Genomic DNA, 13,127 nt, shown 5'->3' on the forward strand with positions numbered 1-13,127 from the left:
TTAATAATTGCCAAAATCGCAGAAAGGTGTTCAATCCTGCGCTCTTTATCTCCGCCGATCGATATAACTGACTAACTAACAATCAGTTAGTTATATCGATATTTTAAGAATCGAAAAAGATTTTGAATCTTGCTTTTTTTAATTGAAAAACCCCTTAATTAGCGAAATTAAGGGGTTTTTCAATTTTAACTCTCTTTAAAAATCAAAAAACAATCACAATTCCATTGCGTCTTTCGTATCGTCTTTTTTTTCCAAAAAAAGATGCTTTCTGACTTACTTTATTGTAAATGAATGAGTTACAACAAAGTATAAACATGCTTTATAAGAAAATATAACTATCTAATAATAAGTTAGTTATGGTTTTTAAAAAAATCGAGTATAATTCCACTTTAAATCCCAGATATACAGATATATTAAGATGACTTTGAGAGTTACTATGCGGAATGCGGCCGTAATTTTATAGTACTGATGAAACAAGTTAAACCTCATGCCTTTATATTGGATTACCTGTGCTACAGCCTTATCCATTCAGGCTTAAACACAAACATCAAAATAAACATGCTGAGACATCTGATGGTAGACAAGTAATAGAGATGGTAATAAAGAAGGTAATAGAGATAGTGGCTACCGGTGGTGATGGTAAATTTGCAACTATGAGTATAGATAAAAATACGCGTTTGATTGATCTGACCGTCGCGGATTTAATGGTCATTATAAAAGAATGCATGACCGGGTTCATGCCGGTTGATGAAACCTTAAATGACGAAGACGAAATTGGCGGATACGAGATCGCCGAAACAATAACCGGGTATTCCCCTCAAACGCTTTACCAGTTAAAATCTGCCGGAGAATTACCTTATATAGGTTTACCTGGCGGGGGTATCCGGTTTTCAAAAAAGATGTTAATGAACTGGTTGCTATCTCATCAAAAGCTTACGCACCAGGAAATAGAGGAAAAAGCGGAAACCCTGAAACTTAAGCGTAAGCTGCGAAGAAAATAATGTTTACCACAAATTATTCAGATAGTATTCTGTACAGTTCCAGATTTAGGTAATAGTTACCTTTACCGATTACCCTCTTTTCCAAAACACCCATTTCCGTTAACTGATCAAGGTATTTTCTGGCGGTATTTTCAGCATAAATACCACCGCTAACAAGGTGCTTTACCCGTGTGTAAGGTTGGGTAAATATGGCGTTGACCAGCGATTCGGGGCGTGCGATGTCGGTATCTTCGATGATGGCTTTTAAAATGGCATCTTTTGCACTAACGATGTCGTTGATCTTGTCATAGGTGATGTTCGATGTCACCTCGACAGCTTTCAACATATACAACAACCAGCTCTTCCAACTTCCTCTTTGGGTTACCCCGGCAAGTCCTGCGTAGTAATCTTCTTTATGGTCCATGATGTAACGGCTTAAAAAAAGGATAGGATAATCCAGCAAGCCTTTTTTGGTCAGATAGTGGATGTTGAAAATTCTGCCGGTGCGGCCATTGCCATCCCGGAAAGGGTGTATCGCCTCAAATTGAAAATGGCCAATGGCCATTTTCAACAATGGGTCTATGGCATAAGTTTTGTCGTCGTTCAAAAATTCGATCAGGTTGTGGAGTTTTGCTTCGACTACTCCTTTGCCCCTTGGCGGCGTGTAGGAAACTTTCCCAGCATTTGGCCCGGTGCCACCCTCTTTGATAACAATTTGGGCGATGGGTGTTCTGATGCCATCATTAAACTGGCTGACGATCCGGTACATTTTCACGAAGTAATTTTCGTCAAAAATCTGCTCTTCCTTTAAATACGTATAACCTTCCCATAAGGCTTCCCGATAATACAGTACTTCTTTGGACGGCCCGTTTAATTGCTGGATTTGTTCTTCACTATAGGCCTGGTACAATTCATCATCAGTTGTAAAGATATTTTCTATTGCGCTGGATGCTTTCGCTTCCTGTAAACTAATTGAATTAATAAGCAGCCCTTGATTTGGAATGACGATACTTCTGCCCTGTAAGCGGCCAAGCGCGGCTTTGGCATTACCCAATTGACTATAAATTTCGACATCTTCATAGAGGTTTTTGTCAATTGGCAGTTCCGGCAAGGTATTCCAGGGAACATTCCGGTCAGGGTTTATTGGGTATGGCATAATACAAATATATACCATTGACCTTAAAAATTAAATATTTTAATGTCAATGAATTTTATGGCATTAAAATCATCTCGGATGACATTGATTACCTTAAAATAATGCAATTTTAAGGTATAACTTAAATTTCGCATTAACACGTCTTTGGAAACCATATTAACATAACGAAGTTTTATTAGGTAATTACTGTCGGTACACTAAATTTTTAAGTATGGCACGTACAAGAATCCCTGAGAAAAAACAAATATCTATTGGTCGCATGCTTTTAAACGGAGCAATCAATATCAGACAAACCTCCCGGCAATTAGCCATTTCCAGAAACACAGTGAAAAGTTATATCAAAAAATACAAGGCACTTGCCGATAACTGTCCAGGCGGAGCAGTTTATCAAGATGCTAGAATTCCCGTTTTCAAAATCGAATATCCACGGAATGATAAATATCAGGAATTGATAAATGTCTTGCCATTATTAATAGGTTTAGATAAACCCGCCAGCGCAAAGGATGTCTGACTACGTTATTTGGCTATTTATCCAAATGGTTACAATCGCTCCGCGTTTTGCCAGCATTTATCCAAATGGTTAAAAGAGAACAAAGTCGTGCTTCGTAACTTTTCGCAAGTGCTTACAATATCTGCGGAAGACTTAAAAATATTAAAACGATGGCGTAGATCCTCCGACAGACGTAAATGGGAACGGTCAGTGGTCATCATGGAGTCTTTTCATTTTAAATCCGCCGCTGATATTGCTATTAAGGTAGATCGCGGCACTGATAAAGTATCGGATTGGATCAGGGACTACAAAGCAAAAGGCATTAAAGGATTGGAAAAGCAACCCCGTCGTGCGAATAAGGATATCATAAACGTGCTATTGATAATAAACTGAAGAATAAAATACAAGGCATAGCTACCGCGGTTAACCAGGCTGCTATAAATAAAACTTACAATGAAAGTGATCAATTATAAATCAATGAAGAACAGGGACGGTTGTTGCAATTTTTTCAACATGCCGGAAAATTGAAAGAGCTTTTTCACCAAAGTCAGCGAAGGGATTTATAAATTCTTCACATCGACTACTAATCAGTAATATGTTTCATTATTGCCGTTAAATGTTTCGGTAAGTCATTAGGCTATATTCTATTTTTGTACAGTTAACAAACACGGATTTTGGCAACGAGCAAAACATATAACATACCGTCTTTTCTGAAATATATCAATGTAAAGGGTAATAACAGTGATTTAATACAGGTTGTCCATTATGATAAGCATCCTGATATTTTATTAAAATCGCTCCCGGCCCAGATCGACTTTTACTTATTGGCCTTAAAAGACAAAATAGAAGTACAGTCGCCTATTGAAAGTATGTCAGATTGTTATCTTTTCCTTGATAAACCGGGAAACACCGTAGCATGGGATTTGAAAAATCCTTTTTCCGGTTATGCGATATTTATTAATAAAAAGTTATTGGACAAAACGGTTAAAGATATTTCATTTGCCAATTATGACCGCCATGAAGCCTTATTTTTAACACAGGAAGAAAAAGATACCCTGTATGATCTGTTTTCAAAATCCTATAAGGAGTATGAAAAAGAAAGCTTTTCAAAAGAAGTACTGCTTTCCTATGCATCACTTATCCTTTCTTATACACAGATTTACTACGAACGTCAATTTGAAGCCCGGAGTAAAGTTTACAATAAAGTCGTTGCCAATTTTTACCAACAGTTAGACACCTGTTTAAATAATCCAAAAGGATTGTCTGAACTCCCGTCGGTAGCCTATTTTGCAGAAAAAGCAAACCTGTCCACCAATTATTTTGGTGATCTGATCAAACATTTTACGGGTACTTCGCCTATTGACCACATACACGAAGGTATAATACAGCTGGCAAAAAATAAGCTGCGGCAGACCAGGCTATCCGTAAGTGAAATTGGTTATAGCTTAGGCTTTGACTATCCTACCTATTTTGCAAGGTTCTTTCGCCAGCAAACAGGAATATCGCCTAAAGTATTCAGAAATCAGGGATGAATTAGTTCAATCTGACTGTTTCTATTTAACCCTTTATCTTTTCAATAATCTTAATTACTTAGAAGCAGCCTTTCGTTTGCTTCTTTTTTTTGTGATAGATGCTAATTCAGCAATCAGTAAAATGTTTCAGTCTTAGAGTGATATGTTTTCGTTTACCGCCTGCTGCTCACACTAATTTTGTCTTATCAAAATGAGTAATACATAAAAAAGCAAATATCATGTCACAGCAAAAAAACAATTTCAAAAACAGTAACAACGGAAACATCACGATGTCGGCCGTTATCAATTTTCCTGAAGGATTTAATGAGAACCAAAAATACCCTGTTATCGTGGTTTCACATCCGGGCGGTGGTGTTAAGGAACAGGCATCGGGATTGTACGCTAAGAAGCTGGCAGAAAAAGGGTTTGTGGCCATTGCCTATGATGCATCTTATCAGGGGGAAAGTACCGGGGAGCCACGTCAATTGGAAAACCCGTACATCCGTACAGAGGATGTAAGTGCAGTAATAGATTATCTGACCACATTGCCTTATGTTGACCAGGACAACATCGGTGCTATGGGAATTTGTGCAGGTGCAGGTTATACCGCCAATGCAGCGATAAACGACCACCGTATCAAAGCCGTAGGAATGGTAAGTGCTGTTAATATCGGTTCAATGTTCAGAAACGGCTGGGAAAACAATGTGAAGGATGCAGATGCACTTCCATATCTTGTAGCTGGTTCCAATGCCAGAACCGCAGATGCAAAAGAAGGAATCCAGACCGTTCCGTTAGCACCAATGAAAGAAGAAGATGCTCCTAACGAAGAATTGAGAGAAGCATGGGAATATTACCATACAGATCGTTGTCAGTATCCTACAGCTCCTGGGTTTGCCACAGCGAGAAGTTTAACCCAGATTATTTCTTATGATGCTTATAACAAAGCAGAAGCATTCTTTACACAACCTTTATTGGCGATAGTCGGTAGCAATGCAGGCAGTGCATGGATGAGTGAAGACCTGCTTAGCCGTGCCGCTTCAGCAGACAAAACCAAATACGTGGTGGAAGGAGCCAATCACATGACCATGTATGACGGTGAAAAAGAAGTAAATAAAGCCATTGGTCAGTTGGCACCCTTCTTCAAGAAAAACCTTGCATAATTAAACACCATCTTTTAAGAAAGCCAGGTGAGGTATGAAAGCACCCTCAGGCTTTTTAAATCTTAAAAAAATTGAACAATGAGTACACAAGCAATAAAATTCAAGAATATAGCCTGGGATAATGCAGGAATTTTGCACTTCCCTGCTGATTTTGACGAAAACAAAAAATATGCAACTGTTGTAACCATGCACCCTATAGGAAGCTGTAAAGAACAGACAGCAGGTAATGTATATGGTAAAGCATTGGCAGAAGCAGGCTTTATAGTTTTGGCTTTTGATGCCTCTTTTCAGGGAGAAAGTGGCGGAACGCCGAGATACATCGAAAATCCATATCACCGAACAGATGATGTGCGATATGCCATTGACTATCTCGAAACACTTCCATACGTAGATGCTGACAAAATCGGTATTCTTGGTGTATGTGGCGGTGGTGCTTATTCACTAAATATTGCCATGACCGAACGCCGTATCAAAGCCGTTGTATCCATTACAGGGGTTAACTTTGGTCGTTTGCTCCGTGATGGTTTTGCAGGCGGAAGCCCGATGGAAGTATTGAGCAAAGTCGCTACGCAACGTTCTGCGGAAGCGAAAGGTGGGGATTTATTGACCATCAATATGCTGCCGGATAGCGTAGAAGCAGGAAAAGCAGCAGGTATCGAAGATATAGACGTGCTGGAAGCTACTGATTATTACAAGACTTCTCGTGGTCAGACCAAGGGCGGAGCGACCAGTGCCGTGTATTCCCGTATGGGTGTCGGAATGGGTTGGGATGCTTTCTACCTGTCTGAAACTTTACTGACACAGCCTATCCTTGTGGTAATCGGTGACAAGCCGGGAGGTTTTGGGGCATTCAGGGACGGGTATGAAATTGTTCGCCGTGCCGCTTCAGCAAAAAAAGAGCTTTTGGTTATCAAAGGGTTTTCTCACTACGACCTGTACGACCAGCCGGAGCCTGTGAAACAGGCATTGGAGAAAGCTATTCCTTTCTTTAAAGAAAATCTCTAATCATTAAAATACGAAATGCCCATGGTCCTTTTCCAAGGTGCGGCTATGGGCTTATTTAATTTTCAAGAAATGTACAACGTAAATGAATTACCAGAAAAAGGATATAGCGATGTAAGGAGAGATCTTTTCACAGGCAAGGCCTGGTTAAAAACCTATGTGAGCCCCGAACATGGTACCAATGCCTATGTTGGAGAAGTTCTGTTCGAACCAGGGGCCCGCAACAATTGGCATACCCATGGAAGCAATCAGATCCTCTTGATAAGAGAAGGGGTTTGTTATTATCAGGAAGACGGCGATCCTATTCAAAAGATCCCGGCTGGAGGCCTTATTAATGTTAAACCTGGTGTAAAACACTGGCATGGGGCATCGCCTGATGGTATTATGATCCACACTGCAATAGGACTTAATGCTGAAAAAGGATTGGTAAACTGGATGGAACCTGTTTCCGACGAGCAATACAATTTTTAATAATTACAGCAAGATGAACATGAAAACAAAAGTATTGGTATTGGGTGCAAACGGAGCGATTGCACAACACGTTATAGCATCTCTTACCACTAAAGAAAATATCGAATTAACACTCTTCGCAAGAGATGTCAATCACATAAAACAGTTTACGGCATCCGCAAAAATCATTGAAGGAGATGTGTTAAACGCAAACGATTTGAACGAAGCGATCAAAGATCAGGATATTGTTTACGCAAACCTTTCGGGTGCAGTAGATAAAATGGCAAAAGAAATTGTAGTTGCAATGGATACCAATGATGTGAAGCGTTTGATATTCGTAACCTCTTTAGGCATTTATAAAGAAGTGGTAAGCAAGTTTGGAGAATGGAACGAGATGATGATCGGTTCTGATCTTGTTCCTTACCGTAAAGCGGCGGATATCATTGAAAAGTCAGATCTGGACTATACCGTTGTCCGTCCGTCCTGGTTGACCAATAATGATGAAACGGATTATGAAACCACCCAAAAGGGAGAGCCATTCAAAGGCACGGAAGTGGCAAGAAAAGCAGTAGCGGCATATATAACCGACATCATCGAAAATCCCCGCAAAGATGTAAATGCAAGCGTTGGTGTCAATAAACCGAGTGTTTATGGAGATAAGCCGGCTTTCTATTAAAATAGATAAACAATGAAAAAAGAAAGATTTGAAGCAATTACAGATGCGATATTGGCTATTATTTCAACATTACAATGAAGCTTCATAATATTAGATTTCCTCTATCATATCGCTACGGCTTACAACAAATTAGATGATGCCAAATGATTTATGAAACTTAACCAAAATCGAACCTTAGAAAAAATGCTCCCAGGCATATGTAAACGCACTTTTTGAGTTCCTAAGTCAAAAAGGAGAAAAAGCCATCGTGAAATTATCGAACCAATTTTAAAATTGGCTAAGATTCTTATTGCCACAAAGTTAGGAAGCATAAGGGAACGCGGCACTATTGCGTTCCTTTATGCTCCCTAACTGGGCTCGAACCAATATCTTATTTGAAGATAGTCATCGCATCCAAATTCCTAAACTTTCAGTATATTTGAAATAACAATTAGAGTTATTCGCCCATTGCGTGATTCGTTGCGTTTGAAAAAATGGCAATGTTAACATATTGACAGTGGGGGAGTTATATAGAAATATTCAGAACCCTCCCTCTCCGCATTCTATACCTATAAAAAGCCTAATACATACCGTAAAGGCTTTTTTTATAAACACACACGGTATCACTTTAGGTATCACTTTAAAGGATAATATACCCTGTTTTTGATAATATTTTGAATTTGTATTTTTACTTAGTGTATCAAACCTAATAAGCGTAATATTTACAACATGAAAAACCTAATCCTTTTACTTTCAATTTTCCTTATCAGCAAAGCTACTTTTGCTCAAACTGAAACCCTGGGGAATACCAACCTTCCAGGAATCTACACTGACACGGTATCAATTGACTGCAGTAAAGCGGAACTATACAGCCGTGCTAAAGCATACCTAGCTAAAAATACTATTCTTAAGAAAGATGTTATACAGATGGATGATCCTGCATTGGGTCGGTTAATTGCAAATTCTACAACCATAGAAAAGGATAAAATGAGCGACCTGGGCGGAACTTCTTATATTGTAAATTTTAGCACGGACATATCAGTTACAGACGGCAAGTATAAATATGTGATCAATAATGTCACCTATGATGAAAAGGTGGTAACCCCGCGCCGGGCAACTGGAATGTTGAAGAAAGTTGTATCCCAGTTGAAAGAGACAATGTCAATAAAAGCAGTTTGGGTTTTAATAAAATAAGGTAACACCGCAAAGTAAAGGTTATGGTAAAACACCGCTTCCTTAAAATACAGTAGTTTCTAGCAATGTGGATAAAACACACCAAAATGTTAGCTTTCAGGAAAGTAAAGACAGGTTCTAACTGTTCTTTTTCGTAAGCCAAATGGAGTGTTGCTTTGATTCTCCTGGATTCTGTTCTTTCGCCGCCAGTAAATCCTCGTCAATCATTCTCGAAGCGAGGTTAAAAAGTATGTTCAGCTCCCGCCGCCTGTTCATGTAATACGTTGCGGAAGAGCCAAAAAGCTGTAAGAACTCTTCAATCCTGGAGGTGGTCAATTCACGGATCGACATTTTACGTCCTTCCGCTCCAATAAACTCCATGAAATGGTTAAAGGCATAGCGTAAATTGTTTTTGTGGTGCTTGCTTAGATCGGATTCGAGCTTTTTATTCAAGGCCTGCTGGAAGAGCAGGCCGATTGAATCGCTTTTATTTGATTTGTTCATCCAACAAAAATCCTGTGATGCCGCGAAGTGAGCCGTAAACCCGTTTGTAAATTTCCAAAAGTCTTAGGAGTTTAATAGCTGAAGATATCCATTGAAGCATAGCAAACCAGAAGGGATAATGGTTATTCTGTTGATTCAATTTTCTTTAATTCTTTCTTGTAAAAGTTTTCGACCTGTACTGTCAAACGGCGAACGGTATCAATGATGTTATTTACGACGAATATATTAAGGGAACTTTCGTAATCTGCAACCTTGGTGTAGCGGTCACATAGACGTTGAAAATTCTTTTTGCCAATGGTTGTGTCCAATCTAAAAACATTGGCGAAATCATCGGATAACATCCGTGTTAAAGTCAATAGCTTCGCGAGGTCATCAACCGGCTGCCGGAAGCCAATGGCCAATTGAAGCACACATTTGAGTGCATGGCCTGAGACCTGGCTTAAAAAGAAGGTTGCTATCCCGCAATCGTAATCTTTGGCAATCCGCTCGGCATCTGCTAAAAATGCTTTGCCGATTTTATTCCATTTGGTCCAAATCGCTCTCATCGCCGCTATCTGCTTCTCGGCTGACTGGATCTGGAATGGGGGCAGTGTAAATCCATCTTTAGAATAGATATTAACTCCCTTGGTAAAAACATAATTCCAGAAACGACCATCGGATTTTATACCTTCAACTGCACTTCTGACACTGTAAACAATGGGATACACCTCGGTTTCATTTGTAATCGACTCTGCCAGTTTTCTTTTCCACACCGCATCTTCATTGTCTGTCAAGATTAAAAGGAAAGTGAAATTTGGGGATTTGGCCTCATCAAGATATATGATCGCTGCCAGTGATTGTTCAAGATCTAATATCGCCCCTGCAAGTTTCGTATGATCATCCCTACGGGGCGAGGCAAACTCCGACATTCTGATTGATTCGAGGTTAACAAGATTTTGCTGTATTAGTCGAATGTCCCCGGCTGGCGGGGGATGAGCTTCAGTGGTAACGGGATCATTATCCTTGGATTTATACTTTTTACTTTCATAAGGATAACCACTTTCAATTTGGTTAAGCAACCACGCAGCTGAGTGTAGTTTGCAAAGATTATTGTAGATACTCTCCATTTTCAAGATGACGCTTTCATTATTCAATTCGTAGTCTTGTAAAGCAGCATACAGCCACTGTTGCAAATGATCGCGGTAAAGTTCCACGCCTATCTCTTCATACACTTTAGTTAAAGCATAGAATGGGTTCAGTAACTCTTTTTCATATAAATCATCCGGAAAGTACGACCATCGCTGTTTGGCTTCCTGCAGTGCCTCAGCTGTTATAATATCAGGACCTTCATCAACACAATCAATTTTGCGTGTATTCCACAGTACATGGCACGCTTCGATCAAGCGGAACCATTGGCGAACGCTGTAAACTAACTCGCCCGGGCCCCGCTCGCCAGTATAATAATCATCAGAAAGCGCCGATTCTTTCAGCTTGGTTAACTGTGTTTTTTCAAAACAAGGGTGGTCTGCGAAGAAAAAGAATTCTGAAAACGCAGCGTAAGGATTTTGTATCTCCTCGAAATACAGATTTTTAGGGTAGTGTTCCCAGGGTACGTAATGACGAAAATACATATGGTTTGATTTAACTGGCGATGACTGTCATCGCCGGTACAAATTTTTGCATATTGAGTTTTCTAACCTAATCGACTCCTGTACTATGTAATACCCTTAAAGGGATAAATTACCGGATATTATTTCTATATTAGATAAAGCCGGGCTTTTAATATTTTGTTTATTTTTGAACGAACTCTACATACTGACTTATGAATACTACTGACACGAAAAAAAATATTCACCAAGGCCGGAACATTAAGCGCTTTCGTGAAATGATGGGTGCGCCCGTAAAGGGGCTTTGATAAATATACTTTAGCAAGTATTGGGCATGTGTTCCGAAGCCCATCATCAACCGACCTATCCTTGAGGGAAACCAATAACGGAGAAATCAGCATGTCGGTAAACGCATAAGTCAGGTAGCTATCGAATTTGCGACTGAATGCGGAGATGAAACGATAGATATAAGGATAAAACCCAAACTGGTTCAACGATAGTCCAAGTGGGGAGCCTCGCATCAGTGACGTAAGATAGCTGAATTGTCACTCTGTAACACCGACATGGCCTCCTAGCAGTCATGACGGCGGGAACAAGTTACAGCACAGCTGCAATCAGCAGAAAAGGACGGAAATCGTATCCGACAATCTATTAAGCTATGTTATCAAAGTGCTAAACGGGGATTGCCTAAATCGGAACGCCACTGGCGTGGCTATTAAGCTTCTGGCTTATGAATATTCGACATGGCAACGGAGTTCCCATAGTAGTCCGGGCAAGGGAAAGCCTTGTACATGGCGAAGGGGAACAGCGGTATCGCCTAACATTACTAATGGAAAATGTGAGAGACATTGAGACATCCGGCAATAATATTAGGCAGTCTATGGAAACACTGTCGATCCTCGGAGTATAAGTTTGAAAGGCTTTATCGGGTCCTGTTCAATCAGGAAATGTACTATGCTGCCTATCAACGTATCAATGCCAAAGTAGGGAACATGACGCCAGGTACTGACGGTACCACCATTGATAGCATGAGTTTAACCCGTATCGACAAACTCATAGGCGCACTCAAAGACGAAACTTATCAACCTCAACCGGCCAGGCGGGTCTACATCCCCAAGAAAAATGGTAAAAAAAGACCATTGGGTATCCCATCTTTAGATGACAAATTGGTACAGGAGGTCATCCGAATGCTACTGGAAGCCATATTTGAGGGTCAGTTTGAAAACTGTTCTCATGGTTTTCGGCCAAGCAGAAGCTGCCATACCGCATTAATGCAGGTCCAGAATCGTTTCACTGGCGCTAAGTGGTTCATTGAGGGCGACATCAAAGGGTTCTTTGATAATATCCAACACAACGTTTTGATCGAAGTCCTTAGAAAAAGGATCAGTGATGAGCGTTTCCTGCGCCTCATCAGAAAGTTTCTAAACGCAGGATATATCGAAGACTGGATATTTCATAAAACGTTCAGCGGGACACCACAAGGCGGGCTAGTCAGTCCCATACTGGCGAACATATACCTTGACCAGCTGGACAAGTATATTGAACAATATATAGCCAACTTTGATACGGGTAAAAGAAGAACAAGCAACCCTGCTTACTTCAAACTTAAAAATGAAAGATGTACCCTTATTCGCAGAATAAATAAGGGTAAACACGAGGAACTTAAGCAGGTCAGGCTGCAGCGGATCAAAGAGATCGGAGCAAACATAAGACTTGCTTCTTCTGCTAATGAGATGGATAACGGATACAAACGGCTCAAATATGTGAGATATGCGGATGATTTTATCATAGGTGTGATAGGCAGTCGAAAAGATTGTGAGAAAATAAAAGGAGACATTAAGACCTTCTTAAGCGAAAAGCTCGACCTCACCTTGTCGGACGAAAAGACCTTAATCACCCATGCACAAAGACCTGCACGTTTTCTCGGATATGATGTCCACGTCCGAAAATCCAATCATGTCAAAAGAAACAAACTAGGCCATATCAGGCGTGCATATAACAGCAAGGTAGTACTACGAATGCCCATCGAAGCAGTTCGTAAAAAGTTATTCGACTATGAAGCGCTCAAGCTGATCCGGCATAACGGAAAGGAAAAATGGAAACCAAAGGGGCGCATCAAATTGCTTAATAACGACGACCTTGAAATACTGAACGCCTATAACGCCGAAGTCAGAGGTTTCGCCAACTACTATTCGATTGCAAACAACAGTGCCGCTTTGCACTCCTTTAGATATATTATGGAATATAGCATGTACAAAACTTTCGGAAGAAAGTATCGCGCTAATATTGGACGGATAACCAAAAAATACCGGCATAATAAAGACTTCGCTGTAAAATACAGTAATCAAAAAGGGGAGCAAAAAATGAGGGCACTGAAAAAGTCTAAATAGGCAAAACGGGGTTGAAAAATCAGTTTTTCAACCCCGTTTTTTGTATCTTGAAGTGTCAAAAGAAAGCCAC

General features: G+C 40.1%; 12 protein-coding genes. 9 read left to right on the top strand and 3 right to left on the bottom strand.

Translation table 11 applies throughout. The features are described from left to right. Positions 1–509: 509 nt before the first annotated feature. Entirely contained in the window at positions 510–1,001 is a 492-nt protein-coding gene (locus SNE25_RS30650; RefSeq protein ID WP_321562814.1) for a helix-turn-helix domain-containing protein, read from the top strand. A gap of 13 nt (positions 1,002–1,014) precedes the next feature. Here SNE25_RS30650 and SNE25_RS30655 read toward each other — a convergent pair whose 3' ends face one another. After that, positions 1,015–2,136 (bottom strand): Fic family protein, encoded by a 1,122-nt coding sequence (locus SNE25_RS30655; protein ID WP_321562815.1) that lies wholly within the window; start codon positions 2,134–2,136, stop codon positions 1,015–1,017. A gap of 211 nt (positions 2,137–2,347) precedes the next feature. Between SNE25_RS30655 and SNE25_RS30660 the strand changes: the two genes are divergently transcribed. From SNE25_RS30660 to SNE25_RS30690, 7 genes are all read left to right on the top strand, one after another. Further along, the gene (locus SNE25_RS30660; protein ID WP_321562816.1) at positions 2,348–2,647 is read left to right on the top strand and encodes a hypothetical protein; all 300 of its coding nucleotides are present in this window, start codon (positions 2,348–2,350) and stop codon (positions 2,645–2,647) included. A gap of 653 nt (positions 2,648–3,300) precedes the next feature. After that, positions 3,301–4,158, top strand: coding sequence for a helix-turn-helix domain-containing protein (locus tag SNE25_RS30665; RefSeq protein WP_321562817.1), 858 nt, complete (start codon positions 3,301–3,303; stop codon positions 4,156–4,158). Between the two features lie 218 nt (positions 4,159–4,376). Then, positions 4,377–5,297 (top strand): alpha/beta hydrolase, encoded by a 921-nt coding sequence (locus tag SNE25_RS30670; RefSeq protein ID WP_321562818.1) that lies wholly within the window; start codon positions 4,377–4,379, stop codon positions 5,295–5,297. Between the two features lie 78 nt (positions 5,298–5,375). Continuing rightward, entirely contained in the window at positions 5,376–6,302 is a 927-nt protein-coding gene (locus SNE25_RS30675; RefSeq protein WP_321562819.1) for an alpha/beta hydrolase, read from the top strand. Positions 6,303–6,371: 69 nt separating this feature from the next. Then, positions 6,372–6,770, top strand: coding sequence for a cupin domain-containing protein (locus tag SNE25_RS30680; protein WP_321562820.1), 399 nt, complete (start codon positions 6,372–6,374; stop codon positions 6,768–6,770). 19 nt (positions 6,771–6,789) lie between these two features. Beyond that, on the top strand, positions 6,790–7,425 hold the full coding sequence (locus tag SNE25_RS30685; protein WP_321562821.1) for an NAD(P)H-binding protein: 636 nt from the start codon (positions 6,790–6,792) through the stop codon (positions 7,423–7,425). 708 nt (positions 7,426–8,133) lie between these two features. Beyond that, complete coding sequence (locus SNE25_RS30690; RefSeq protein WP_321562822.1) at positions 8,134–8,598, top strand: DUF4468 domain-containing protein; 465 nt, start codon at positions 8,134–8,136, stop codon at positions 8,596–8,598. 117 nt (positions 8,599–8,715) lie between these two features. On the opposite strand, the gene SNE25_RS30695 is transcribed toward SNE25_RS30690, so the two are convergent. Together SNE25_RS30695 and SNE25_RS30700 are read right to left on the bottom strand one after the other, a co-directional pair. Then, entirely contained in the window at positions 8,716–9,081 is a 366-nt protein-coding gene (locus SNE25_RS30695; protein ID WP_321562823.1) for a hypothetical protein, read from the bottom strand. 122 nt (positions 9,082–9,203) lie between these two features. After that, positions 9,204–10,691, bottom strand: coding sequence for a hypothetical protein (locus tag SNE25_RS30700; RefSeq protein ID WP_321562824.1), 1,488 nt, complete (start codon positions 10,689–10,691; stop codon positions 9,204–9,206). 923 nt (positions 10,692–11,614) lie between these two features. On the opposite strand from SNE25_RS30700, the gene SNE25_RS30705 reads away from it, so the two are divergent. Beyond that, positions 11,615–13,057: a reverse transcriptase domain-containing protein gene (locus SNE25_RS30705; protein WP_321562825.1), complete on the top strand. Its 1,443-nt coding sequence runs from the start codon at positions 11,615–11,617 to the stop codon at positions 13,055–13,057. The last annotated feature ends 70 nt before the right edge of the window (positions 13,058–13,127 follow it).

The sequence above is a fragment of the Mucilaginibacter sabulilitoris genome, assembly GCF_034262375.1.
GTDB classification, from domain to species: Bacteria; Bacteroidota; Bacteroidia; order Sphingobacteriales; family Sphingobacteriaceae; genus Mucilaginibacter; species Mucilaginibacter sabulilitoris.

Excerpts from the sequence above, each read along its gene's own strand:
- SNE25_RS30655 (WP_321562815.1), bottom strand. The coding sequence starts at position 2,136 with ATGCCATACCCAATAAACCCTGACCGGAATGTTCCCTGGAATACCTTG.
- SNE25_RS30660 (WP_321562816.1), top strand. The coding sequence starts at position 2,348 with ATGGCACGTACAAGAATCCCTGAGAAAAAACAAATATCTATTGGTCGC.
- SNE25_RS30670 (WP_321562818.1), top strand. The coding sequence starts at position 4,377 with ATGTCACAGCAAAAAAACAATTTCAAAAACAGTAACAACGGAAACATC.
- SNE25_RS30675 (WP_321562819.1), top strand. The coding sequence starts at position 5,376 with ATGAGTACACAAGCAATAAAATTCAAGAATATAGCCTGGGATAATGCA.
- SNE25_RS30680 (WP_321562820.1), top strand. The coding sequence starts at position 6,372 with ATGTACAACGTAAATGAATTACCAGAAAAAGGATATAGCGATGTAAGG.
- SNE25_RS30685 (WP_321562821.1), top strand. The coding sequence starts at position 6,790 with ATGAAAACAAAAGTATTGGTATTGGGTGCAAACGGAGCGATTGCACAA.
- SNE25_RS30690 (WP_321562822.1), top strand. The coding sequence starts at position 8,134 with ATGAAAAACCTAATCCTTTTACTTTCAATTTTCCTTATCAGCAAAGCT.
- SNE25_RS30695 (WP_321562823.1), bottom strand. The coding sequence starts at position 9,081 with ATGAACAAATCAAATAAAAGCGATTCAATCGGCCTGCTCTTCCAGCAG.
- SNE25_RS30700 (WP_321562824.1), bottom strand. The coding sequence starts at position 10,691 with ATGTATTTTCGTCATTACGTACCCTGGGAACACTACCCTAAAAATCTG.
- SNE25_RS30705 (WP_321562825.1), top strand. The coding sequence starts at position 11,615 with ATGTACTATGCTGCCTATCAACGTATCAATGCCAAAGTAGGGAACATG.